This is a genomic window from Methanofollis tationis (assembly GCF_013377755.1).
GTDB lineage: Archaea > Halobacteriota > Methanomicrobia > Methanomicrobiales > Methanofollaceae > Methanofollis > Methanofollis tationis.
Genome location: NZ_JABXWR010000002.1, coordinates 1 through 22,477, shown reverse-complemented (window position 1 = coordinate 22,477; position 22,477 = coordinate 1). Strand labels below are relative to the sequence as shown.

Annotated in this window: 25 protein-coding genes and 2 tRNA genes; 8 read left to right on the top strand and 19 right to left on the bottom strand. The window is 62.8% G+C overall.

The annotated features are described in order from the left end of the window. Positions 1-140: 140 nt before the first annotated feature. The 4 genes from frhB to frhA all read right to left on the bottom strand — a co-directional run bounded on the left by frhB (position 141) and on the right by frhA (position 3,931). Positions 141-1,004 carry a coenzyme F420 hydrogenase subunit beta gene (gene frhB, locus HWN36_RS11700; protein ID WP_176789649.1) on the bottom strand — a complete coding sequence of 288 codons (864 nt, stop codon included), beginning with the start codon at positions 1,002-1,004 and terminating at the stop codon, positions 141-143. 11 nt (positions 1,005-1,015) lie between these two features. Next, a complete protein-coding gene (frhG, locus tag HWN36_RS11695) occupies positions 1,016-1,777 on the bottom strand; it encodes a coenzyme F420 hydrogenase subunit gamma (RefSeq protein ID WP_176789648.1) in 762 nt (253 codons plus the stop codon). A 295-nt stretch (positions 1,778-2,072) separates the two neighbouring features. Then, positions 2,073-2,555 carry a coenzyme F420-reducing hydrogenase, FrhD protein gene (gene frhD, locus HWN36_RS11690; protein ID WP_004037259.1) on the bottom strand — a complete coding sequence of 161 codons (483 nt, stop codon included), beginning with the start codon at positions 2,553-2,555 and terminating at the stop codon, positions 2,073-2,075. Positions 2,556-2,563: 8 nt separating this feature from the next. Next, positions 2,564-3,931, bottom strand: coding sequence for a coenzyme F420 hydrogenase subunit alpha (frhA, locus tag HWN36_RS11685; protein WP_176789647.1), 1,368 nt, complete (start codon positions 3,929-3,931; stop codon positions 2,564-2,566). A gap of 55 nt (positions 3,932-3,986) precedes the next feature. On the opposite strand from frhA, the gene HWN36_RS11680 reads away from it, so the two are divergent. The 6 genes from HWN36_RS11680 to HWN36_RS11655 all read left to right on the top strand — a co-directional run bounded on the left by HWN36_RS11680 (position 3,987) and on the right by HWN36_RS11655 (position 10,231). Then, positions 3,987-4,187: a hypothetical protein gene (locus HWN36_RS11680; RefSeq protein WP_176789646.1), complete on the top strand. Its 201-nt coding sequence runs from the start codon at positions 3,987-3,989 to the stop codon at positions 4,185-4,187. 338 nt (positions 4,188-4,525) lie between these two features. Beyond that, entirely contained in the window at positions 4,526-4,798 is a 273-nt protein-coding gene (locus HWN36_RS11675) for a hypothetical protein (RefSeq protein WP_176789645.1), read from the top strand. Further along, on the top strand, positions 4,795-5,127 hold the full coding sequence (locus HWN36_RS11670) for a hypothetical protein (RefSeq protein ID WP_176789644.1): 333 nt from the start codon (positions 4,795-4,797) through the stop codon (positions 5,125-5,127). The genes HWN36_RS11675 and HWN36_RS11670 overlap by 4 nt, the downstream gene beginning before the upstream one ends. Positions 5,128-5,870: 743 nt before the next feature. Then, positions 5,871-6,596, top strand: a complete 726-nt coding sequence (locus HWN36_RS11665) for an ATP-binding cassette domain-containing protein (RefSeq protein ID WP_176789643.1) — start codon at positions 5,871-5,873, stop codon at positions 6,594-6,596. Further along, the gene (locus HWN36_RS11660; RefSeq protein WP_176789642.1) at positions 6,589-7,983 is read left to right on the top strand and encodes a hypothetical protein; all 1,395 of its coding nucleotides are present in this window, start codon (positions 6,589-6,591) and stop codon (positions 7,981-7,983) included. Before HWN36_RS11665 ends, HWN36_RS11660 begins: the two co-directional genes overlap by 8 nt. A 112-nt stretch (positions 7,984-8,095) precedes the next feature. Next, positions 8,096-10,231 (top strand): SpoIIE family protein phosphatase, encoded by a 2,136-nt coding sequence (locus HWN36_RS11655; RefSeq protein WP_176789641.1) that lies wholly within the window; start codon positions 8,096-8,098, stop codon positions 10,229-10,231. A 27-nt stretch (positions 10,232-10,258) separates the two neighbouring features. On the opposite strand, the gene HWN36_RS11650 is transcribed toward HWN36_RS11655, so the two are convergent. The 12 genes from HWN36_RS11650 to HWN36_RS11595 form a co-directional block, all read right to left on the bottom strand. Continuing rightward, complete coding sequence (locus HWN36_RS11650; RefSeq protein WP_176789640.1) at positions 10,259-11,005, bottom strand: class I SAM-dependent methyltransferase; 747 nt, start codon at positions 11,003-11,005, stop codon at positions 10,259-10,261. Between the two features lie 83 nt (positions 11,006-11,088). Continuing rightward, complete coding sequence (locus HWN36_RS11645; protein ID WP_176789639.1) at positions 11,089-11,814, bottom strand: TetR/AcrR family transcriptional regulator; 726 nt, start codon at positions 11,812-11,814, stop codon at positions 11,089-11,091. 17 nt (positions 11,815-11,831) lie between these two features. Continuing rightward, entirely contained in the window at positions 11,832-12,632 is an 801-nt protein-coding gene (locus HWN36_RS11640; protein ID WP_176789638.1) for an EFR1 family ferrodoxin, read from the bottom strand. 618 nt (positions 12,633-13,250) lie between these two features. Continuing rightward, positions 13,251-13,333, bottom strand: a tRNA-Leu gene (locus HWN36_RS11635). A 63-nt stretch (positions 13,334-13,396) separates the two neighbouring features. Then, positions 13,397-13,672, bottom strand: coding sequence for an acylphosphatase (locus HWN36_RS11630; protein WP_176789637.1), 276 nt, complete (start codon positions 13,670-13,672; stop codon positions 13,397-13,399). Continuing rightward, positions 13,669-14,115, bottom strand: coding sequence for a C-GCAxxG-C-C family protein (locus HWN36_RS11625; RefSeq protein ID WP_176789636.1), 447 nt, complete (start codon positions 14,113-14,115; stop codon positions 13,669-13,671). Before HWN36_RS11625 ends, HWN36_RS11630 begins: the two co-directional genes overlap by 4 nt. Continuing rightward, complete coding sequence (locus HWN36_RS11620) at positions 14,116-14,397, bottom strand: NAC family transcription factor (RefSeq protein ID WP_176789635.1); 282 nt, start codon at positions 14,395-14,397, stop codon at positions 14,116-14,118. 5 nt (positions 14,398-14,402) lie between these two features. Continuing rightward, positions 14,403-14,738, bottom strand: coding sequence for a cupin domain-containing protein (locus HWN36_RS11615; protein ID WP_176789634.1), 336 nt, complete (start codon positions 14,736-14,738; stop codon positions 14,403-14,405). 15 nt (positions 14,739-14,753) lie between these two features. Next, positions 14,754-15,137: a 4Fe-4S binding protein gene (locus HWN36_RS12095; RefSeq protein ID WP_343044995.1), complete on the bottom strand. Its 384-nt coding sequence runs from the start codon at positions 15,135-15,137 to the stop codon at positions 14,754-14,756. 423 nt (positions 15,138-15,560) lie between these two features. After that, positions 15,561-16,031, bottom strand: a complete 471-nt coding sequence (locus HWN36_RS11605; RefSeq protein ID WP_246270020.1) for a GNAT family N-acetyltransferase — start codon at positions 16,029-16,031, stop codon at positions 15,561-15,563. A 62-nt stretch (positions 16,032-16,093) separates the two neighbouring features. Further along, positions 16,094-16,309, bottom strand: a complete 216-nt coding sequence (locus HWN36_RS11600) for a hypothetical protein (protein ID WP_176789632.1) — start codon at positions 16,307-16,309, stop codon at positions 16,094-16,096. Positions 16,310-16,394: 85 nt separating this feature from the next. Then, positions 16,395-16,469, bottom strand: a tRNA-Pro gene (locus tag HWN36_RS11595). Between the two features lie 63 nt (positions 16,470-16,532). Between HWN36_RS11595 and HWN36_RS12190 the strand changes: the two genes are divergently transcribed. After that, the gene (locus HWN36_RS12190; RefSeq protein WP_343044994.1) at positions 16,533-16,952 is read left to right on the top strand and encodes a DeoR family transcriptional regulator; all 420 of its coding nucleotides are present in this window, start codon (positions 16,533-16,535) and stop codon (positions 16,950-16,952) included. A 34-nt stretch (positions 16,953-16,986) separates the two neighbouring features. Here the strand turns inward: HWN36_RS12190 and HWN36_RS11585 are convergent, their stop codons facing one another. Together HWN36_RS11585 and HWN36_RS11580 are read right to left on the bottom strand one after the other, a co-directional pair. Continuing rightward, on the bottom strand, positions 16,987-17,142 hold the full coding sequence (locus HWN36_RS11585) for a DUF1328 family protein (RefSeq protein WP_176789631.1): 156 nt from the start codon (positions 17,140-17,142) through the stop codon (positions 16,987-16,989). A gap of 162 nt (positions 17,143-17,304) precedes the next feature. Beyond that, positions 17,305-17,505 (bottom strand): hypothetical protein, encoded by a 201-nt coding sequence (locus tag HWN36_RS11580; protein ID WP_176789630.1) that lies wholly within the window; start codon positions 17,503-17,505, stop codon positions 17,305-17,307. Positions 17,506-17,558: 53 nt separating this feature from the next. Here HWN36_RS11580 and HWN36_RS11575 point away from each other — a divergent pair, with 53 nt between their 5' ends. Next, positions 17,559-18,584 carry an AI-2E family transporter gene (locus HWN36_RS11575; protein WP_176789629.1) on the top strand — a complete coding sequence of 342 codons (1,026 nt, stop codon included), beginning with the start codon at positions 17,559-17,561 and terminating at the stop codon, positions 18,582-18,584. Between the two features lie 26 nt (positions 18,585-18,610). Here the strand turns inward: HWN36_RS11575 and HWN36_RS11570 are convergent. After that, the coding region (locus tag HWN36_RS11570; RefSeq protein WP_176789628.1) for a DNA-directed DNA polymerase II large subunit at positions 18,611-22,477 on the bottom strand (3,867 nt) is incomplete at its 5' end.

Here is a 22,477-nt window from a genome sequence, read left to right as displayed (position 1 = left end):
GAGATATAATTCCGAGAATTTTATGGATTTTTTAAGGGGTGGCCGTGGCAAAAAGGCGTCGCCATGCCCTGTAATAGACTGAAAACAGAAGAATGCCGGAGGCATTCCTCCGCCCACTGATGGACGTGCAAAAAATAAATTTAGAGGTAAGGGTTGCGCAGGCCCTTGCCGACGCCGAAGGTGGCGCGGGCGTCGAGGGTCTTCTGGTTCTTCGTGATCTTCTCGGTGGCGAGCTTGGTCACGAGTTCCAGGCCGGGCTTGACGCCGGCGATGTCCTGCGTCTCGAAGCATCCGGCGGCGTTCGCCTTTGACCAGACGTCGTCGCCGACCTTTGTCCTGACAAAGACCGTGCTCCAGCCGTCCGGGGTGCCGACCGATCCGGTCGAGACATCGGCGAGGTTGGAGACGTAGTCAAGGCAGACGTGGCAGCCGGGCTGCTCGTACTTGTGGGTCACCTTCAGCGGGATCTGGGCGACCGCGCCGCGCTCGGTGTAGGCCCAGAACTTGCCCTTGCCGATGTCCACCTTCCTGACCGATTCCATCTTCAGGTTGCAGTGGTCCTCGATCAGGGCCTCGAGGGACTGGTACGGGAAGTTCTCCATGCAGAAGATCCCGATGGCGAGGGCGATCTTGTCGGGAACGTCGCGCATGCCGACCGGGTAGAGCTGGGCCTTGCGGACCGCCTGCATCTGGCACGGGGTGCCGACGATGCCGATCCGGTCGAGGCCGTAGCTGCGGGTCGCCTCCTTGAGGAGGGAGATGTTCGGGGAGAGGGTGTATTTCGTGCCGCGGGCCGCGAGGAGCTCGGCCTTCGTCGTGGCGACGATCGGCTCGGGCTTCCAGGGCTCGTCTGACGGCCCCGCTACGATGGCGCCGTCGATGATCCCCTCTTCGAGTGCATACGCGAAGAGCTGGGTGACGATGCCGCCGTCCTGGGCTCCTTTCAGGATTTCCTTGTCGGTGCTGCGTGCAGCAACACAGGTCTTGTAGTTACCGAGTACCATTTTTCTTCACCTCACTCCATGACTCCCTTGATGAGTTCGGTAATGCCCTCGAACTCGTTCATCACATCGAAGTTGAAGAAGCTCCTCGGGCACTGGGCATAGCAGGCGCCGCACTTGATGCAGAGGTCGCGGTTGACCTGGGGCTTGCCGTACTCCATGGTGACCGCACGGACCGGGCAGGCGGCGGCGCAGGAGCCGCAGCCCATGCACAGGCCCTGGTTGATCACGTCGTACATCAGGTCGCAGCCGCAGGCTTCGTCGCCGCGCTTTGCAAGGTCCATGAGCGGCTTCAAGTATGCGGTCGCGAGCTCCTTCTGCTCGTCGTTGCCCTTCAGGAGCAGGTACGCCATGATGGCGACGTTCCTGATCTGCTGCGGGGTCGGCGCGCAACCCGGAATGACGGCGTCAACGTCGATCAGTTCCCCGATCGGGACGTATGATTCCATCTGCGGCTGGTTCCACTGGCCACCGCGGCAGAACCGGGTGATGTTCCCGTATGCCGCACAGCCGCCGAGGGCGACGACGATCTTCGCCTTCTCCCTGGTTTCTTTGATCTCTTCCACCGAGATCTTGTCCTGGAGACAGACAGAGCCCTCGACAAGGGCGACGTCCATCTCAGGGACATGCCTGACATCTACAAGGGTCAGTGCATAGACGAGGTCTGCATAGTTGTCCAGAATCTTGAAGAGTCCTTCGTAGTTGTCTGCAAAGGACACAAGGCATCCGGTACAGCCGCTCATGTGCACGTGCCCCACGGTAATCTTTTCTACCACAGGTCTTTCCTCCTTAGTGTTTTCAACTTGTATTTCCGCTTCAATCTCAGAAGGTTTCGCTACAGGTCTGGGTGCCGGTTCAACGGTCGTTTCGACCGCTCTGGCAGGCTTCTCGGCAGGTTTCTGCCGGGCCTCTTTGACGGGTGCAGGCGCCGGTGCTGGCACGGGCTTTTTCACCCATTTTACTGATCCCCGCTCCTCTGACGGCACAGGTTTCGCCGCAGCCTCAACTGGCTTCGGCTCTGCTCCTGCGGCCTTTTCGGGCGCGGGCGGCTCTTTCCTTCCAAAGATCCCTTTAAGAAACGATAGTAGCCCCATCATCCACTCCAATCTCGGCAAGTACGTGGTGTACTACCCTGGGAATGGCCTTCTGTACCTCTTCAGAGAGCCCGATCTCCATATCGGGTGCTGTTACCCGTTTCGGCTGGACGCCGAAGATCGTGATCTCGACGCTGTCCTTGAGCCGCTGGAGCGGTTCGGTGAGGTCCCACGAGTGGGCGTCCCGGTAGCTCCCGGGCGGCAGGTCTTCGACAGAGAGTTTTGTGAGCGAGCCCGGTTCGGCACCGAAGTCCACGATGTCGATGATGACGATCTTCTTCGTGACCGCCTTGTCGACCAGCGTGAAAATAAAGTGCGGGGCGCCAAGCCCGCCGTCGATGGCCTTGACATTGTCGGGAAGTTGCAGGCGGTTAATCTCCTCGATCACCGCGGGGCCGAGGCCGTCGTCGGCGAAGAGGGGGTTGCCGCATCCTACAATCACGGTTTCTGGGTATAGCATGTATGCTCTCACTCGAGGAGTTTCTGGGCCACTATCCTCTTGCTTTCATCGACCACCAGCATATGGGTGGCGCACGATACACACGGGTCGTATGCCCGGACGATGACCTCGGCGAGCTCCCACGGGGCGCCAACGAGGGCGCGGCTGCAGGTCGGGAAGTTCCAGGTGGTCGGGACGAGCATCGAGAACCAGCGGACCTTGCCGTCCTTCACCTTGGTGAGGTGGACGTCACAGCCACGCGGGGCCTCGTTTGCAGCCCAGCCAAGGCTTCCGTCGCCCTGCGGGATCTCGTCGGCAAGCACGCTGGCCGAGGTGTCGAGGGCGTCGCAGGCTTCCATGATGCCGTAGCAGGTCTCCTCGTACTCCATCTGCCGTGCGATCTGCAGGCCGATGGCGCCCTTCTCGTCGTAGTTCTTGAACTGGACGAGACGGGCACGCGGACCGACTTCGACCGGCTGGCCGTCGTACAGGGGCACGCCGGTGCACGCCTGCATCTGAGGCCAGGCCTTCTCGCCTGCCGGGGTGGTGCCGCCGACGGGGTAGTCCTTGTCCTCGAGCGTGATCTCTTCCTCGCCCATGTACCAGTCCCAGGGGCGGACCTCGGTCCAGCGCTCGGGGAACCAGGTCGGGTTCTCGTCAAGGCTGCTGCTGCCGTAGACCGGCGCCGCAGCCATGTAGCCCTGGTTGTGGTAGCCGAGATCCTTCGGGATCGGGATCTGGCGGCCGGCAACCTCGGCCCAGTCGCGCTTCTGGAAGTTCCGGAAGATGGCGATCATGAACTCGGACTGCTCGTGGGCAAGCTTGCGGCCTTCCTTTGCAAGGTCGTAGACCTTCTGCTTTGCGATCGGGCTGATGTTCTTATACATGCCGCCGACACGCGGGTTGGACGGGTGGACCGCTTCGCCGCCGACGATCTCGCCGATGGTCTGGCCGATCTCACGCAGCCGCTGGATCCTCAGGGCGACCGACCGCACCGGCTCCTCGGGGGAGAACGGGTTGATCTTCGTGTCCGTGCCCGGAAGGTACATGTCGGGCAGGGAGAGGATGTTGTGCAGGGCGTGCGAGTGCAGTCTGTTCGCGCACTGGAGCATGTAACGCAGAAGCATGGCGTCCTCAGGGACCTCGCATCCGATGGATGCCTCCATGGCCTCTGTTGCTGCGAGCGTGTGGGCGATCGGGCAGATGCCGCAGACGCGGGAAGCGATCTTGGGCACCTGTTCCATCGTCTTGCCGATGGCCAGCTTCTCTACACCCCTCACCGGAGTGATGGAGAGCCAGTCACCACGTTCGACGATACCCTCGTCATTTACCTTCAGGACGAGTTTGGAATGTCCCTCGTGCCTCGTGGTTGGGGAAATCTCTACAACTTTCGACAAATATATCGCCTCATTTTAATTGGGTTGTTCAAACAGCGATACAACTCTTCGGATCATGCCGATTGATGCGACCGTGATCGTCGCCGGGGTGTCGGTCGTGGGTATGGCGGTCGCCGCCATCCCCACCGTCGCCGACGCCCTGGACCGCCGGGCCCGCCGGAACGCCGGCATCGACCTGATGGACCAGGCGCAGAAGTTCGACTTCGCCCGGGATACGATTGCCGGGCGGGAAGCGTCTGCGTGGGATGAGAGGTGAGGGATCGGGGATCCCGATCCCTCACCCGGGTAAAAAGAAGGCCATATTGGCCGCTGTTTTGGGAAATGTGGGTGTTGATCTGTCCATATTGGGCGTCTTTTGAGAAACAGTATTATGGGCGTGGAAATCAGGATTTGAGGTGAAAACGTGCCCTTTCCTGTGGACGTATGCGGCCGGTCGGGAGGGATGACGGCCCGGAAGGAGGGGAACGCCTGGACAGGGCAGGGAGAAGGCGGGAAATAGGGTGGAAATCGACGGAAAATGCAGCACCACAGAGAAGACCAGGGAGACCACACCCTGCCATTTGATATATATAGTTATATAACAAAAGATCGTCCATGCCAGCCTCCGGCTCAGCCTCGCACTCCCCCACCCTGGAGACCATCCGCATGATCGAGGAGTTCGCCCGGGAACACAGCGGCGAATACCGGCGCCGTGCCATGTGGTCCAGCCTTCCGAGAAAGACGATGTACCAGACGTTCAAGACAGCGATCGACTATCTCATCGAGTCGAACAAGATCGCGATCGACGCCGGAGGCAAGGTCTGCTGGATCTTCGACCCCGACCTCACGCGGCGGTACCTGGGGCGTGAAGACCTGCGGATCCGATGAAGACGAAGATCTTCTTCGCGGATGAAAAGGTCAGGGATACCTTCGCCGAACTGAAGGACTCACGCCGCACCGAGGACCAGAGCCTTGTGGCCCTCCTCGACCGGGCATTTGATGCCCTGTCCCAGAATGCCTTCTGTGGCGTCCAGATCCCGAAGAAGCAGATCCCGAAGACCTACCGGCGGCAACAGCCCTCGATGCACAATCTCTGGAAATACAACCTGACCGATTCGTGGCGGCTGATCTATACCGTGGCAAGTGATGGGGAGACGATCGTGGTGATCATCGAGTGGCTGGACCACACCGCATATGAGCGGCGGTTTGGGTACTAAAGGGGAAGAACAATCCCGTCCGGCAGGGTAGGGACGGTTCTCTTCGACTGTTTTTCCGTCTGTTCAATCAAACGCCCTATGAGCGTCGGCCGGGTGTTCTCCGGGCCGTTTACAATCAGAGATCGCCTCCACCGGCGGATCGACCGGGATGCGGCGAAGACGCGGGGCTTGAGCGTGCTGCGGCGAGGGGGGTCTGTCGAATGCGGAGATCCGGCAGATCGCCCGCCTGGACCGGTATCAGGTGGTGCGGTTGATGCAGCAGCTCCAGGAGGAGGAGCCGCACATCGACCTTGAGGGGAAAGGGCGGGGGAGCAGGTACGTCTATTGCGGCTGAAGAGAATGCGATCAGGAATGTGATTGTCACATTCCTGTCACATTTTCCGGTGGGAAATGTGAGCGAATTGTGAAGTCATCATTTGAGCACATTATTTCTGTTGTTTCATGGCTACCGTGCGTCCTCACCCTGCTCGTACCATGGTCCGCCGGCGGGAGGGTGGGCACTCTCCCGCCCGCCATGCATCGCTCGCCTCCATCCCCCCACCGTCGCCGAGGTCCTTTGGACCGGGACTGGCCGCGGGTGGCGCTCGGACCGCTCTTCTCGGTGTGATGGCGGCGGGCCATCCTGTTCCTCCCCGCCTCTCGCACTACAAAAACCATTCGATCCTTTCTCCCATCTCTCCTCGCATCTCCTTTAAAAAAATTGATGAATCCCGAAGATCCACCTCTACCCGGAGACAATAGACGTGACCCCCGCACTCACCGCCCACAACCTCACCAGAACCTACGGCGAGACCACCGCCCTGGATGCCGTCACCCTCTCGGTCGAGCAGGGTGCGCTCTTCGGCCTCCTCGGCCCCAACGGCTCGGGAAAGACCACGATGATCAAACTCCTCACCGGGCAGGTGCGCCCCTCGGGCGGCACGGCGACCGTCCTCGGCCTCGACGTCGCCGCCGATCCCGTGGGGGTCCGCTCCCTCGTCGGGATCATCCCGGAGCAGGAGACGCCCCCGAGTTTCCTCACCTCTGAAGAGTACCTCCGCCTGGTCGGGGCGATCAGGAAAATCCCGGACGTCGAAGAGGGAATGGCCTGGTGGTTCGACTACCTCGAATTCGGGGACAAACGCGACGTCCTCTGCAAGGACCTCTCGCGGGGCACCCGGCAGAAACTGATGTTCGCCCAGGCCTTCCTCCACCGCCCGGTCCTCGCCCTCATCGACGAACCCCTCATCAACTTCGACCCCATCATGCAGGAGCGGGTGAAAGAATTCCTGGCCGGCTACGTGAAGGAGGGCAACACCATCTTCATCTCCACGCATATCCTGGAGATCGCCGAAGAGATCTGCTCGGACTTCGCCGTCCTCCACCGGGGCAGACTCCTCTCCACCGGGAAGGTGGCCGATATCACGGGCGCGGGCCGGCACCTCGGCGACTACTTCCTCTCCCTGGTCAGGACGGGCGGCCATGCTTGAACTCTTCGTCGGCATGATGAAGGAGGAGTGGCGGGTCCACGCCACGATGTTCGGCAGCCTCAGCTTCGCCCTCTACCCGGTGCTGATCTTCGCCATCGCCTTCATGGGCTCGTTCCTCCTCCCCCTGATCCGCCCGCTCCTCCCCTTCGGCGACCTCGCCCTCCTCACGCACGCCCTCTTCCTCCTCTTCGGTCTCATGATCGGGGCGTTCGGCCTCCTCATGAACGAGGTGATGGAGCGGCGCTTCGGCGAGGCGAGCACCCTCGCCTATGCCGCCCGCACCCTCCCCATCCCTGAGTGGCTCCTCTTCACAACCTTCGTCGTGAAGGACACCGTCTACTACTTCGCCCTCTGGGTGCTCCCCTTTGTCGCCGGGTTCGCCCTCGCCTCGCCCTTCGTCGGCGTCCCCCTCGCCGTCCCGGCGCTTCTCCTGCTCACCCTCTCCCTCTCCTTCCTCACCGGCCTGGCGGCGGCCTTCTTCCTCTCGACCGTCTATACCCGATCAAAGCGGCTCTTCGCCGCCGTCCTGGTCCTCCTCGCCGCCGCGGCAGGGGCGGCCCACCTCGCCGCCCTCCCGCTCTTCCTCCCGCCGGCCCTCTTCCGCTCCTTCTCGTGGGGAACGCTCCTTGCGGCCTTTGCCCTCGTCCTCGTCCCGGCCGCCCTCGCCGTCGCCCTGGTGCGGCCCGGTTCGGCGGCGCGGGCGAAACGCCATGCCGACCTGCTCACCCCCCTCTCCCGGCGCCTCGCCCTCTTCCCGCACCCGGCCCTCGCCGCAAAGGACTGCATCGACCTCGTCCGGAGCGGCAGCGCCGTCGGCCAGACCATATTCTCCTTCCTCCTCCCCCTCGGGGTCATCTGGTTCTTCCTCTCCCTGCTCGGCCCCTTCCTCCCGGCGTCCGGGATCCTCCTCCTCTTCGCCGCCCTCACCGGCGTGATCGCATCGACGATCTACATCTGGCTCACGATGTTCGAGACCTTCGGGCCGTACGCCTGCCTCCCCCTGGGGGTCGCCGACCTGCTGAAGAGCAAGATCTCAAGTTTTGCGGTGCTGCAGGCGATCCCGGCCGCCTTCATCGTCACGGTCACCCTCCTTGCCGGAGAGGCGGCCTACCTCCTCCCGGCACTCGTTTTCTGCCTCGCGGTCTCTTTCTACGGCCTTGCGGTGACGATCTACCTCACCGGCCTCTCCCCGTCCGTCCTGCTCTACGACCCGCGGGTGCTCGTGCTCTATCTCTCTGCCATCGGCGTCCCGCTCGTCGCCCTCATCGCCCTCTCTTTTATGAACCCCTGGTATGCGATGCTCTCCCCCATGCTGCCCGCCGCCGGGTGCTGGATCGTGCAGCGGGGGTTTGTGAAGTGGGAGGGGCGGGAGGTGGCGGGGTTTTGACGAGGAGATCGACCCTCTCCGGTGGGCGGGCAGATCCCGGCAACCGGCCCGTCACTGCCCCAAAAACCGCGTTTGCAGCAGCATCATTTTCCCTTCAGGGGTCGCAATCACCATGATGGGCGGCAGAAGGGCCTGGCACCGGATGACCGTTAAGGCGAAGATCCTGGCGGTTTTCCTCTCGATATCGATGGCGGCGCTCGGCATCGTCGGCTTTGCGGCGTTCTCGACGATGGGCGATATGGGGTCGTACGCCCTCGAGAGCAGCGGCCAGCTTGGCAGCCGCGCCGTCTCGGACAGCACCGCCGCACTGGAGGCAAACGCCGAATCGTCGCTGGTGCGCCTTGTGACCGACCAGGCCGACATCAGCAACGTGGTCTTCGAGCAGGTGGGCTCGGAGATGGAGACCCTTGCAGGCTATGCCGATGCCGTGCGCCGGCGCCCGCTCTCCTCTGCAGCGCCCCGGCTCTCCTCGCAGAGCGAACGCCCCGAGGACCCTGAATTGGCGTCGGTATACATTCTTGCGCCCGGCGTTGCGCAATCCTCGGTGAGCGGCGAACTCGCCGCCCTCTCGGTGATGGACGACCTCATCCGCCCCCTGCGGTCCTCCGACCCCCGCCTCACCCAGGCCTATATCGGCACGGGCTCGGGCATCCTGTGGGTCAACCCCTGGGTCGAGGGCGTTCCGTCGTCCTATGACCCGCGGACGCGGGACTGGTTCGTCCGGGCGGCCGGGAGCGACCGCCTCATCTGGTCGGACCCGTATGTCGACGCCGGGGGAAAAGGGCTCATGGTCACCTGTTCGCGCCGGGTCGGGGCCGATGACGGCGGGCGGACCTGGGTCGTCGGGACGGACGTGACCCTCGAGACGATCAACACCAGGATCATCGCCACGCAGGTCAGCGACCGCGGCTACGCCTTCCTCCTCGACAGCCGCGGGAACGTCGTCTCCCGCCCGGGGATCGGCGCCGGCGACCTGCGATGGGACGAGTCGTTCACCGCGGAGAACCTGCTCGACAGCGACAACGCGGCGCTCGGCGCCGTCGCCCGGGCGATGGTCGCGGGAAAGAGCGGGACGGCGCGGGTCGCCCTGGGCGGTGAAGAGAAATACGTCGCCTACGCCCCGGTTTCCAGCGTGAACTGGAGCCTTGCCGTCGTGGTGCCGGTCGATGAGATCGTCGCCCCGGCCGAGGAGACCAGGGCCCTGATTGTCGCCGCGACCGGAGAGACCGGGGCCCACTTAAACCGGGAGATGGACGCCGCAAAAAGCCTGTTCTTTGCTCTTTTCGTCGCCCTCTTCGTCGCGGTGACGATCCTCTCGGTCCTCTTCGCCCGGGTCGTCACCCGCCCGGTCGAAGACCTCAGGCGCGGCTCTGAGGCGATCGGGGCCGGCGACCTCGACTACCGCGTCGAGATCGCCACCGGCGACGAGTTCGAGGACCTCGCACACTCGTTCAACAGGATGGCGGCGGACCTCAAGGGCCATATCGACGAACTCCAGCGCACGACCGCGGAAAAAGAGCGGTTCGAGAAGGAGCTCGAGATTGCAAAAGGGATCCAGCAGAGTTTCCTCCCCGACCGTGCGCCCGAGATCCCGGGGATCGAACTCGCCGCGAAGAACGTGCCGGCGCTCGAAGTCGGCGGCGATTTCTACGACTTCATCCCGATTGCAAAAGACCGGTGGGGCCTGGTGATCGCCGATGTCTCGGGCAAGGGCGTTCCTGCGGCGCTTTTCATGGCCCTTTCCCGGACGCTGATCCGGGCGAGCGCCATGACCGATGCCGACCCGGCACGCTCGATCGAGCATGCAAACCGGCTGATCTGCGAGGATTCGAAGACCTCGATGTTCGTCACCCTCTTCTACGCCGTCCTGGATGCGCGGGAGATGACCCTGCACTATGTCAATGCCGGGCACAACCCGCCCCTGCTCTTCCAGGGTGCGGCCACCGACGTCCGCCTTCTCAGGGCCGAGGGGATCGCCCTCGGGGTGATCGACGACGCCGAACTCCAGTCGGTCAGGGTGGACCTTGCGCCCGGGGACGTCCTGGTGCTCTACACGGACGGCGTCACCGAGGCGATCAACGATAAAGATGAGGAGTTCGGGGAGGAGCGGCTGCTCAGGATCATCGCGGAGCACCGCGGCCGTCCGGCCGGGGAGATCCAGGAGCGGATCCTCGATGCGATCGCCGATTTTGCCGGGGAATGCCCGCAGTTCGACGATATCACCCTGATGGTGCTGCGGGCGCTCTGAGCGGACGGCCCCCCTCTCCCTCGCGGCTCAGCGTCTCCTCAGGACGAAGAACGCGTAGCCGTACTCGCTCCCGTGCTCCCGGTAGACCTCGATCTCCCGCTCGGAGAAGGCGACATGCGCTTCGGCGTCCGGGTTGCCGGCCGCCTCCTTCTTCAGGTCGGGCAGCCGTTTCTGGAGCGGCATATAGTAGTTGTCCCACCACACGGAGCCGGGGAGCCGGAAGGTGGCGAAGACCTCATAGCCGGCGTTTTCGGCGATCGCAGCGGTTTCCGTGGCCTGTTTTATCGCCGGGTAGCAGTCGTTCCAGAACGCAACCGCCTCGGGCGATGGCCGGTCGGTGAACCAGACCGCTTCGGTGAGGCAGAGGGAGCCGCCCGGCCGGAGAAGCCGCTTCCACGACAAAAGCCCCTCCTCGAACCCCACGATGAAGATGGAACTCTCCGCCCAGAGGACGTCGAAGGATGCATCTTCAAACGGCAGGTCGTCCATGGACGCCCTCACCGTCGTGATCCGGTCCCCCACGCCGGCCGCCGCCGCCTTCCGGGCGAGGTCGTCCAGGTACGGCTGGTGGATGTCGACGGCGGTGATATGGCAGTCCGGGCATATCCGGGCCAGCTCGATCGTCTGCATCCCTGACCCGCACCCGATGTCCAGGATCTCCGGGCGTTCAGGGAGATCCTTCAGCATCGAAAACGCTTTTCTCGTGCACTCGTTGCTGCCCGGCCCCTGGCGGGGCAGTCCCTCGTGCATCGTGAAGAGGAATGAAAGGTCCATTGCCGTAGAACCATGCCGTCCCGATTATTATACGGTGGTGGTCCGGAACCTGAAAGAGGGGGAATATCTTCGCTCCCGCGATTTTAAGGTTCTTGCCCCTTTCTCTTCTCAGGCGCCGGAGGTTCTGTTACATGGAATCCGAACGCCGCGAAATCCCTGACGTCCATCCTGTGGGACCCCTCGCCGGGAGAAAGCGCCGGCATGATGAACCGGAAGAACTCACCGGCGAACTGCTCGTAGGAAAATCCCTCCGCCTCGATCGCCAGTTTCCATTTATCCTCCATCGACAATATGCCCATAAAGGATGTCATCAGGTACATCGAGGTCAGGAACGGGTCGAGATCGTTCCGGATCGTCCCGTCGTCGATGCCCTCCTGGACCGCATCCCGCAGGATCCGGCGGCAGGTGCCGTAGCCCTTTCCGATCTCTGCGGTATAGGGGTTCTCTCCGGAGAAACGCTCGGACCCGTAGAAGTGGATCAGTCTGAGATAATCCGGGTACTCCTGTGAAAACCGGTAATAGGCCTGGCCCATCAGGGCTACTTTGACGATGCCGGGGGCCTGTGTTCCCATGCATTCCAGATATTTTTCCTTGAGGATCCGGACGCCGCGGAGGACGATCGTGGCGAAAAGCGTCTCCTTATTTTTAAAATAGAGATAGATGGTCGCCTTGTTCAGTTCGACTTCCCGGGCGATATCGTCCATGGAGACGTCTTCGTACCTCCGGGAGAAGAAGAGACGCTCGGCTGCATCGATGATCTCGGTCTTTCGCTGTTCCTTTTCTCGCTGTCTTCTATCAGAGATTCCCATTCTTCCGCACCATCTCACTATAAAAAGTATTCAGGCTCCTTTCGTTCGCTGTAGAGCGTATGGAGACGCATTGATGCGTCCCTGACCAGGCCGGGTTTCATCGTCCTCGCGTGTTCCGGGCAGTGTTTGATGCAGGCGCAGCAGGTGATGCATTTTTTCGTATCGATCACCGCGCTGTCGTCTGGATCGATGGCGCCGACCGGGCATACCTCCGCACAGGTCCCGCACCGGACGCACGCATCGCCGACCGCGATGAAATCGACCGTCCAGAGTTTCGAGTCCCCCCGGTACGGGCGGCAGCCGGGCAGGGGCACATCGGGGATCTGGTCGGCCGATGGGATGGCATTGAGTTTTTCCCGTATTTTGCGTCCGAACGACTCGGCGTGGTGCAGGTCGCCTGCATCCGGACGATCTTTTGCCGTCGGCGTCTCGTCGGTGGAAAATGAGTGCTCCCCGATATAGGCCGCACCGGCGATCGGTCTGCAGCCGCATCCGGTCAGGAGATCTTTCAGCTCGAGGAGTGCGTCTTCGTACACGCGATTGCCATAGACGACGACACATACCGCAGGCGTGTTCCGGGCGGAAATCGCATGCAGCCATTCGGTTACGAGGGCCGGCACCCTCCCCATATACACCGGCACGCCGACGATGAGCAGTTCATTTTCCGATGTTTCGAGCGGTTGCACTCTCGCATCTGGCCGGGTGATGTCCAGCAGTTCCGCGTTGCCGTGATCGATGCCGCGTGCAATGCCCTGGACGACCGCTTTTGTCGTTCCCGTGGGTGAGAAATATACCAGTTTCACCGATTCCGTTTTCATTTCATCTGCCCCGTCAATAGTCTATGAATTGTGCAAGCAACGCCGTTCATTCGCCTTCACTCCCCCGTGGGTCCTCGTCCCTCTCCTATCGGGGGATGCTGCCCGGAGGCAGTCTCTCCCGAATTATCTAACTCTTGGTTATATTATAACTATCGGTTTCTTAATGGATGTGAGCTGGATATCCTGGTGCACCAGGGAAAAATGGGAGATGCCTGGCGAATGATCCGGTCTTTTTCGACGTCGGGCCGACTCACCGCACAGTCCGCGAAAGGCCCGATCATGCTCTCCCGGTCGGGACGAAACGGGATATGCTGGACCCGTATCGCTTCGCCCTGGCCCGGCCCCTCGAAGGTCAGGACGTTGTATCCACGTCTGACCCCTTCCATCGCATACGGGTGGAGTTCCTCATGGCAGCCGTCGAAGCCGGTCTGGACGATGAGGAGCGGCCGGGATATATTGGCGAAGTACTGAGATCACACTTTTTTACATGCTGCATGCGGGCAAGAAATCTCGTGAACACACGCTCTTCTAACCTTAAGTTAGGAAAATGTGTACATAACACACAAAATAAGGTGTAAAAATGTGTACTGGAGACACATAATATATACTTAAAGAAAGTGCGAGAGGCCGGATTCGAACCGACGGACCCCTGCGGGAACAGATCTTGAGTCTGTCGCCGTTAGCCACTTGGCTACTCTCGCAATGTGCAGACATTATTCGTCCGGCCCACTCTAATACCTATCGCCGGGCAAAATCCCCGGCGCTCAGTACCGGATCGAAAACCCCTGATAAGCCCCGGAGGGCGCTTCCCGCCGCACCAGGACCCCGTCCACCCGCGCCCCGGGCGGCCCGGTCCGGCAGAAGGAGATCATCCCCTCGACCCGCTCCTCCTCCCCCTCGAAGACCGCCTCCACCCGGCCTTCAGGGAGGTTTCGCACCCACCCGGCAACGCCGCGGCGGCCGGCCTCCTTTTCGGTGGCGTACCTGAAGCAGACGCCCTGCACCAGCCCGCTCACGACGACGTGCGCCCGCAGCCTCATGACTCCTTCAGGATCTCCTCCACGATCCCGGCGGCGTCCCTCACGTAGCCGGTGCACCGCTCTGAAAACACCCCGGCCGCCCTGGCCGCCTCCAGGCCCCTGGGGCCGGAGAGGTCGAACCCCACCAGTTCGGTGCAGTTCACCGAGCCGTGGCGGGCGGAAAACCGGCGGATAAACTCCCGCACCAGGGCGTAGCACCGCTCCTTCCCCTCCCGGTCGCCGGGCACAGCGGTGCCGCGGGCGATGCCGAGCACCAGGACGGCGCCGCTCACCGCCCCGCAGCTCCGGTCGGTATGGGCGAGCCCGCCGCCGAAGCCGCAGGCAAGTTTCCTCACCATCTCTTCATCCAGGCCATAGTCGCGGGCGAACACCGAGGCGACCGCCTGCGCACAGTTCAGGCCGCCGTCAAAGGCGCGTGCGGCCTGCTCAGATCGTTCGGACATCTATCCCCTCTTTGCCGCCGCCTGCCGGTATTCAGCCATCAAAGCCGCCGCATAGGCGTCGGCCTTCTTTGTCGGGACGTAGTTGAAGGCCCGCACACGCCTGAGCACCTCCTCCCTGATCTCGTCCTCGCCGGAGAGGCCGAGGGCGATCACGTCGCCCAGGATCCGGTCGAGGTGATCGATCCCGATCTCCTTCCCGTCGATGAGGATCTTCCTGATCGCCGGGCCCTCCGGGACGACGCCGCCGCAGACCGTGCAGTAGTTCCCGTCTTTATCGTCCATCCCTATCACTCCCTGATCATGATCAGCATCATCTTAAAGGGCGTCACCGCCGAGAGGGCATGGGGGGCGTTCGCCGGGAAGATGATCGTCTCCCCCGCCGTCATCTGGTGCGTCTCCCCGGCGAGCCAGACCTCGCACTCGCCGTCCAGGATCGTGACGACGGCGTCGTAGGGCGCCGTGTGCTCGGAAAGCCCCTCGTCCTCGTCGAAGGAGAAGAGGGTGATGCTCCCGGCCGGGCGGTTGACGATCATCCGGCTCGCCACCGTCCCGTCATGGTAGGCGACAAGGTCCTTCAGGCGGAGGACCTTCCCTTTGATCTCGTTTCGTTTTTCATCGGTCATGGAATACTCCTCTCTTCACCGTCGTGCATAATGAAGCGCTCCCTCCACCGGGCAGACCTCGACGCACCTGCCGCACATGTAGCACTCGGCCTTCGCGTCCGTCCTCTTCGCCTCGTCGACCGGGCACGCCCGCTCGCATCGCCCGCACTCGATGCAGAGGTCGGTGCGCACGAACCGGTACAGGGACTCCGAGGAGGCGACGGCGAGCAGGGCGCCGTACGGGCAGACGAACCGGCAGAAGGGGCGGTAGACGAAAGCCGAAAGGGCGAGGATCCCGAGGAATATCGCCGCCGGGACCCCGACGGCGAGGTGGAAGAGGTCGTGGACGCCGAGGGCGCCCAGCAGGTTGAACGAGAAGAGGATCCCCGCGGTGAAGAAGACGACGAAGACCCCGCCCACCGCACCGCCATGGAGACCTTCTTCTGCGTCCGCCAGACCTTCTTCGGGGAGAGATGTGCGGCGATCTCCTGCAGGGCCCCGACCGGGCAGAAGTGCCCGCAGAAGATCCGCCCGAAGAGGAGGGCGAGCCCGAGCATCACGGTAAGTCCGACGGCGGCCAGCAGCACCGGCGCCCCGAGCCCGACGGTGTCCCGCAGGACGAGGAGCTGGAACTGGTACGGCGCCACCGGGGAGAAGATCAGAAAGCCGAGAAGGGCGGTGACGGCAAGAACGGGCAGCCCCGCCCTGCGCGAGAACCTGCCGGTGTGCCAGAGGTAGGCAAGAACGAGGATGCCGGCAAGGGCATAGACCAGCCCGACCGCTTTGGGAACCGATGCGAAGACCATATCCTCTCACTCTCGGGCAAGAGATAAAATGGTGGTGTCACCGGGAGGATAACACCGGGCGGGCGAACGCCAGTTCGAACATGGCGTAGCCCGAGCGGACCATGCCGAGGCGGCGGTAGGTCTCCTGGGCGGCCGTGTTCTCTTTTTCCACGTACAGGCGGAGCCCGACCACACCGGGCCGCTCCCGTGCGGCCGCCTCGACGGCGGCGAAGATCCGGGTGAAGACGCCCTGCCGCCTGAAGGCCGGCGCCACATAGACGCTCTGGACCCACCAGAAATCGCCGTTGCGCCAGTCGCTCCACTCATAGGTGACCATCGCCTGCCCGACCACCTCGCCTCCGGCTTCGGCGAGGAGATAAAACCCCCGCCGCGGCCCGGCGAGCACCGCCTCCACCCCCGCCCTGACCGTCACCGGGTCGAGGGCCAGCCCCTCGGTCTCCATTGCCATGGCGATATTGTGGGCGGCGATCGCCGCAGCGTCATCAGGCGCGGCCGGGCGCAGCCTCATCTCTCTCCCGTTCACGCAGGAGAGGTTGGTAATGCGGGGTAAGGTGTTTTTCGGTCGGCCCTCTACCGCGGCGGCCGGCACTTTGACGGGCAGGCAGAGATCTTTCCGGTCCCGGGATCGACCTCGTAGTCGCCCGGGTGCTCCACGAGGTCCAGGGCGTTGATCTTTTGATCGATTAAGTCCTGGTAGGTGAACCCGAAGGTCGCGGATTCCGTCCCTTTTTTGTATTCGACAACGATGCCGTTCATTTTCTTCGACGCCCCCGTAATGGCTTCCATGGTGGTGGATGCGCGTCACTGTACTTGAATTATTCGGCCGGAAGATCTGAACGGATCGTGATGGAAAAAAGACCTGCACAAAAAGTGGGATCGCTGAGATTTGAACTCAGGTCAGAGCGTCCCGAACGCCCTAGGATGGACCAGGCTACCCTACGATCCCTCTGGAGCAAATAAGTTTGGCGCCGGTAGTATTTGAGGACTTCGGAAATGCGACGGACGTGGGGTGCCGGGAGAGAGGGAGAGCCTGGGGCAGTACAGGCGGGCCTATCTGTACACGGAGACGGACGAAAACGACCTGACCTATTTCATCAGGTACAACCTCGACGTCATCGAGAAGACGATCGAAGAGGTCCGGGCCTATATCAAAGAACAGCAGGAGACGCAGATAGAAGCGCTCCACCTCATCGAGCATGCCGGGGACTTAAACCTCAGGCAGGTGGAAATCCTGAAGATGATGATGAAGCGTCCGGAACGCCCCATGACCATCAAAGGGGTGATGGAGGTCTTCGGCGTGGCCTACGGGACGGCGAGGAGCGATCTTTTGCGGCTGGCCGGGGCCGGATACGTGGAGAAGAGGACGACGGGGAAGGAGTTTGTGTTTCTGTACGGGGGTTCGGGCGGCGCCCCGCCTTCTCGCCCGTAGTCTCCCCCCGTTCGCTCAAAAAAAGAGGGTGGCGCTACAGGAAGAACGTGATGATGGCGAGTATGATGAAGATGATCACGAGCCACTTCGCGATGGTCATCGAAAGCCCGGCCACCCCTTTTGCACCCAGCACATAGGCAACCAGCGCCAGGATGAGAAATAGGATCGCCAGTCCGATCAGGTCTGCCATAATTCAATCCCTCCGATGTTCGGTAGATGGCGGGTGGGGATAATAATAGTATCGTCCCGGCAGGGCTTCGAGCGGGAAATACCCGGCGGGATGCGCAGGGAAGGCGGCGCCCCGTAGAACCCCCCGAAGGGCGTATGAGACGCTCTGAAGTTTTTTTTCGGTTCAGATCTTCTTCTTCGCCTCCGCCTCCATCTTGTGCGCTTTGATCTTTGCATCCGCACCGGCTTTGTGGGCTTCGATCTTCACATCGTCGATTGCGTTGCTCGCCGCTACCTTCGCATCGTCCACCACTTCATGAGCGGCCACCCGGGCGTCGTCGACGGCCTTATGGGCCCTGACACGGAGACTGTCCTCTGATGTCATGCGGGCTGATCCCCTCGCACATTATTTATATTTAGCCCAATCCAGGTATCCCCATGGGGGTTTTGACGGTCAGTGAAGATCAGAAACTGCTGCTGCTCATCGGTACGGTTTCCCTTATCGCCACTGTCGCATTCTGGCCGCTCATGACCGTGTTTGTCTGGGCGATCGCTCTTGCCAGCGCACTCATGCCGCTCCACAAACGGTTTTTACGGCGGGTGAAGCCGTCGGTCTCTGCCACATTCATCACCCTCGGCGTGGTCCTCCTGATCCTGGTCGTCAGTTCTCTGGCCGCGAGCGTGCTCTATGCCGACCTCGAGTTCATCGGGAGCATGGTTGCCGCGATGGTCCAGGGGCTGCAAAATACTGGACTTTCTGGATTCCTGCCCACGTTCACGGCAGACCAGCTCTCCGATATGCCCCAGACGCTCGTCGAGATGATGCTGCAAGCGCTCCTCTCGACAACCCAGAACCCGATGCTTTTCGTTCTCCAGATCATCATTCTCTTCCTCACGCTCTCGATGCTGGTCTATTACGGCGAACAGATCTGGACGATATTGACGCGCAACCTCTCCCCGAAACTGTCATCTGCCGTCGATAAGATGGCGGAGATCACTGAGAACACGATCTATTCCCTCATCATCATCCAGGTATCGGCGGCCGTGATCACGTTCATCCTCGCCGTTCCGTTCTTTTACTTCCTGGGCTACGGGCACGAGTTCCTGTTTGCGACCATGGTCGGGTTCGGCATGTTGATCCCCCTCATCGGCGCCCAGCTGGTTCTGGTCTTTTTTATGCTCTATCTGCTGGCCCTCGGGGACATCAAAGGCGTGCTCGTCGTCATGTTCATCGGATACCCTCTCCTGAGCGGCTGGATTGATTTCTATTACCGGCCCGTGATGATGAGGAGACGGGTTGCCGTGCATCCGGTCTTTATGATCATCGGGATTTTCGCCGGTGTCCCCTTCATGGGGTTTGTGGGTTTCATTCTCGGGCCGGTGCTCGTCTCGCTCGCGGCGATTGCCTTTAAAATATATGCCGACCAGACGAGAACGGCGGCGATCGGTGAAGAATCCTCCTGAAGGGCGCCCCCCGGTCGCCCTGGACCTCACATAAAATCCGCGAGCCCCAGCTGTTTCTCCCGCTCCTTCCCGAAGGTCGAGTCGATCGCCATATCCAGCACCTCGACCCGCTGCTTCGTGTAATCAGAGATGGCGTATTTCTCGCACATCCGCCTGGACATCTCCAGGTACTTCTTCACCGAGGCCTCGTGGACCGTCTGGTTCACCTTGCCGCCGCACTTCGGGCACTTCCCGGCGAGGGGCATCCGGCGGTACTTCGTGGCGCATTTCGTGCACCGCACCGTCTGGGAGGCGAACGCCCGCAGGTTGCCCATCAGGTCGCGGATGAAATGGGTGTTGAGCACCCTCTCGGCGACGTCGTCGACGTCCACCGCCCTGATCTTCTCGCCGAGTTCGAGTTCGGCCTCCATCTTGTCGAACATCGAGCCGAGCGTCGTATAGGTGGATTCGAGCGGGCCGGCCGAGATGTCTGAGGTGTCGTGGGTGAACCTGAACCCCTCGTACTGCTCGGGCTTTCCGACCCGCAGTTCGACGTGGTCGATCACCTTCTCCAGCTCCCTGGGCGGGGCGTAGCGGAGGGCCGCCTCGTAGAGTTCGAGGGGATAGCGCTCCATCACGTCGACGTTGAGGCTCTCCTTGTCCACCTCTTTGGGGTCGAGGCGGGTGGTGAGGACGAGGGGGGCGTCCATCGACCCGCCCCTCGTCTCCGGCAGGAACGATCGGGAGAAGTTGATCAGCCCGTCCAGGAGGAACATCACGCAGTCCTCGTCGCCGTCGCACTGCCCGCAGAAGATCCCGTTTGCGGCGAGGGTGTGGTCTTCGGCCACCGTCAGGCAGTAGACCTGCTCCTCGGGGCAGAGGATGTACCTGACCGCCGTGACCGTATCGGCGATCACCTGACCGCCCTCGGCGACCGGCACCCGGTCGCCCTCCCGCACCTCCATCGCCATGATCTTCTTCAGGTAGCAGAGGTCCCAGACGAGCATCGTGTGCTCGGGGGTCACTTCGAGGGTCTTGCCGCGGGCGGTCTCGAAATGGATCAGGTGCTCCGGGGCGCGGTGGATCGAGACCGCCGTCACGCGCCTGAGTTTCGTGTTCCCCTGGGAGTCCACCGCCTGCACCGCCGCATACCGTTTCGGCGGCGACCAGTGGGTGCCGGCGGCGTCCAGGCCCGGTTCGGTGAGGTCGAAGTTCTCCAGGACGAACTGCCTGACCGGCATGCTCCGCCACCCTTTCTCCTCGAAGACCCGGATCTCCGTATCTCCGGCAAAACAGTTCCGCCGCTTGGCGGCGTGGTAGAAGGGGTGGGCGTAGCCGACGCTCGCCTTCGTGAACCCGAGCAGGCGGCAGAGCACCCCGGCCGAGGTGTGCGGCGCAAGCCCGATGAGCATCTGGCCGATGAGGTCGGAGGGTTTTTCGGCGTTGTAAAACCGCGGCAGCCCGTAGAACTTCTCCAGCAGGTCGTCGAGGAACTGCGAGACCTTCAGGAGCCAGTCGCCGCACTTCTCGGAGACCAGGATGTCCTGGCAGCGGAGCTCCAGGATCTGGTCGGGCGAGGTGAGGGGTGCGCCGTTGTAGTCGTGGGTGTAGCCGATCGCCACCAGCCGCTCGACCGGAGCGCCGATCTCGCGCGGGCGGACATGGGTGACCGGGAGATCGATCATATCGTACCTCACCGTCCCGTCCTTGAAGACATAGACCTCGTGGGCCGCCCGCAAAACGCCCTTCTCCAGGGGCTCGATCGTCCGGTCGCGCGAGATCATCCCCTTCACGCCCTTCACGAGTTTCACCGCGTTCTCCCGCATCCCGAGACGGGCGCAGGCGGCGGCGTACTCCTCCTTCACCCGCAGGTCGGTCTCCAGCAGGCAGACCGTCGGCCCCTGGCAGGCCGGGCAGACCGGGCCCTGCACCTCGCGGTTGCAGCGCGGGCAGCGGTAGACCGGCGTCGTGTGGGTGCCGCATGCCTCGCAGCGGTTCTTGAAGGTGACGGCCCCGCACTGCGGGCAGCGCCGCTCCCCGGTCCCTGCGTGGATCGTCCCGCCGTCGGCGTTGCTCCGGTCCTTGTACGCCCCGGCATTCTGCACCGAGCGGCGGGCGCCGCCCGACTCCCCCACCGGGAAGAGCACGTGGGGGGCCGGCTTCATCTCGCGGGGCTTGGACTTGCCCGGCCTGCCCATCCGGCCGCCGATCCGTGTTCCCGCCTTCGACCGAAGCGTAAACCCGGAGAGGTGGGAGACCAGCGCCAGGGAGGGCCCGTCCGGAGCGTCCTCCCATGCCCGGCGGAGGTGGAGATCGAAGTCCAGGCCCAGGCAGGCGAGGAAGACGAGATAGGTGCGGATCACGACCTCGTCGCCCTCGACCGTGTGCGGGACGAGCACCTCCTCCAGGATCGCCTTCAATTCGGGGTCGTTTACAACCCGCAGGGCGTCGCCGGCGATCCGGCCGCGCTCCGAGACGATCGCGGCGAGGCGCCTGATCTGCGCCGGGGCGAGGTCGTCCCAGAACCAGATGTAGTCGGGGTGGAGGGGGGCGCCCGAGAGGGCGAACTCGATCGCCTCCATCTCGTTCTCAGGGTGGCGGGGGCCGCCCTCCTGGAGCCACCACTCCTCGCAGTAGGACGAGGGAATCAGGGGGTGGTTGTTCTCGAGGAACTCGCCGTACGAGATGAGGATCTCGCCGACGTCCAGGATCCGGACGATCGACGGGCCGATCGCCAGCGCCTCCGCGGTGTCGTCGACCCGCCGCACCTCGCCCGAGGCGAGGAGGACCGTCGGCCCCTCGATCGTGTCCACCGGGACCACGCCCGCCGCCTTGCCCGGGCGCTCGGTCTTCATCTGGGTGCCGACGGCCAGGTAATCGCCCAGGATGTGCAGGGTCGCCGGGTGAAACCCGGCGGCGGCAAACCCGGTGTTTCTTGACCGGCCGTACCTGAGGCGAAACCCGCCTTTCCTCATCGGGTACGAGAAGACCGGTCTCCCGCCGATCAGGTCGCGGATGTACTTGTCCTTCGGGTGGACGCCGGGCTCTTCCTCCTCGTCGGACGACTTCGAGGCCACCCCGTCGATGATCTGCTGGAGCCAGTCCCAGCCTTCCATCTTCATCTTCTTGACGTTCTTCATCACCTTCGGGGCCTTCAGGGCAAGCCCCTCAGCGACGACCAGGCACATCCCGCCCCGCACGGTGTTCGTCTCCACCCGTTCGAGGTTCCGGTAGCCCGAAACCTCCTCGCGCTCGGTCGGTTCGCCGTCGATACAGACCGGGCAGTTCTCGATGATCAGCCTGATCTCGGCCTCGCTGGGCATGTACTGCATCGACTGGATCCCGTTGTACTGCTTGAGCTCCTCGATGTAGCGCTCCACCTCTTCCTTGCGGGGCTTGTAGCGGTCGATCCCGAGCGCCTGGCGGACATAGTCGCCCACCAGCACGGACAGCGCCTGGGCGGTCCCGCCGGCCGACCTGATCGGCCCGGCATAATAGACCTTCAGGTACTCGGTGCCGTCGTCGTTCTTGCCGAACGCCACCTTGGCGATCCCCTCGGTCGGCGCCGCGACCACGCCCTCGGTTAAAATCCCCATCGAGGTCCTGATGGCGTGGTCGACGATCTCCTCGCGCGTCGTCTCACCGAACATCTTCGCAACGAAATCGTCGCCGATCTTCAGGGAGACCTCCTCGCGGGACATCTCTTTTTCCAGGGCCCGGACCCGCTCTGCGACGCCTTTGACCCCGACGAGCACCTCGACGCGGTCGCCGATATCGTTCGCCCGCGGGATCTCGACCGCCGTCGTCGGGTCATATCCCCGGGATCGGGCTTTTTCCGCGACGCTAATGGCTTCGTTAAGGTTTTCCTCGAGCCTCCTGAAATATTCGGCCATTGCCGGGGAGACTGCAACCAT

What these genes read in the sequence shown, in the direction of transcription:
- HWN36_RS11675 (WP_176789645.1), top strand. Translation starts at nt 4,526, where the DNA reads ATGCCAGCCTCCGGCTCAGCCTCGCACTCCCCCACCCTGGAGACCATC.
- HWN36_RS11580 (WP_176789630.1), bottom strand. Translation starts at nt 17,505, where the DNA reads ATGACATCAGAGGACAGTCTCCGTGTCAGGGCCCATAAGGCCGTCGAC.
- frhB (WP_176789649.1), bottom strand. Translation starts at nt 1,004, where the DNA reads ATGGTACTCGGTAACTACAAGACCTGTGTTGCTGCACGCAGCACCGAC.
- HWN36_RS11680 (WP_176789646.1), top strand. Translation starts at nt 3,987, where the DNA reads ATGCCGATTGATGCGACCGTGATCGTCGCCGGGGTGTCGGTCGTGGGT.
- HWN36_RS11625 (WP_176789636.1), bottom strand. Translation starts at nt 14,115, where the DNA reads ATGTCCGAACGATCTGAGCAGGCCGCACGCGCCTTTGACGGCGGCCTG.
- HWN36_RS11655 (WP_176789641.1), top strand. Translation starts at nt 8,096, where the DNA reads ATGATGGGCGGCAGAAGGGCCTGGCACCGGATGACCGTTAAGGCGAAG.
- HWN36_RS11670 (WP_176789644.1), top strand. Translation starts at nt 4,795, where the DNA reads ATGAAGACGAAGATCTTCTTCGCGGATGAAAAGGTCAGGGATACCTTC.
- HWN36_RS11585 (WP_176789631.1), bottom strand. Translation starts at nt 17,142, where the DNA reads ATGGCAGACCTGATCGGACTGGCGATCCTATTTCTCATCCTGGCGCTG.
- frhD (WP_004037259.1), bottom strand. Translation starts at nt 2,555, where the DNA reads ATGCTATACCCAGAAACCGTGATTGTAGGATGCGGCAACCCCCTCTTC.
- HWN36_RS11630 (WP_176789637.1), bottom strand. Translation starts at nt 13,672, where the DNA reads ATGAGGCTGCGGGCGCACGTCGTCGTGAGCGGGCTGGTGCAGGGCGTC.
- HWN36_RS11600 (WP_176789632.1), bottom strand. Translation starts at nt 16,309, where the DNA reads ATGGAAGCCATTACGGGGGCGTCGAAGAAAATGAACGGCATCGTTGTC.
- HWN36_RS11605 (WP_246270020.1), bottom strand. Translation starts at nt 16,031, where the DNA reads ATGAGGCTGCGCCCGGCCGCGCCTGATGACGCTGCGGCGATCGCCGCC.
- HWN36_RS11660 (WP_176789642.1), top strand. Translation starts at nt 6,589, where the DNA reads ATGCTTGAACTCTTCGTCGGCATGATGAAGGAGGAGTGGCGGGTCCAC.
- HWN36_RS11650 (WP_176789640.1), bottom strand. Translation starts at nt 11,005, where the DNA reads ATGGACCTTTCATTCCTCTTCACGATGCACGAGGGACTGCCCCGCCAG.
- HWN36_RS11575 (WP_176789629.1), top strand. Translation starts at nt 17,559, where the DNA reads ATGGGGGTTTTGACGGTCAGTGAAGATCAGAAACTGCTGCTGCTCATC.
- HWN36_RS11645 (WP_176789639.1), bottom strand. Translation starts at nt 11,814, where the DNA reads ATGGGAATCTCTGATAGAAGACAGCGAGAAAAGGAACAGCGAAAGACC.
- HWN36_RS11640 (WP_176789638.1), bottom strand. Translation starts at nt 12,632, where the DNA reads ATGAAAACGGAATCGGTGAAACTGGTATATTTCTCACCCACGGGAACG.
- HWN36_RS11615 (WP_176789634.1), bottom strand. Translation starts at nt 14,738, where the DNA reads ATGACCGATGAAAAACGAAACGAGATCAAAGGGAAGGTCCTCCGCCTG.
- HWN36_RS11620 (WP_176789635.1), bottom strand. Translation starts at nt 14,397, where the DNA reads ATGGACGATAAAGACGGGAACTACTGCACGGTCTGCGGCGGCGTCGTC.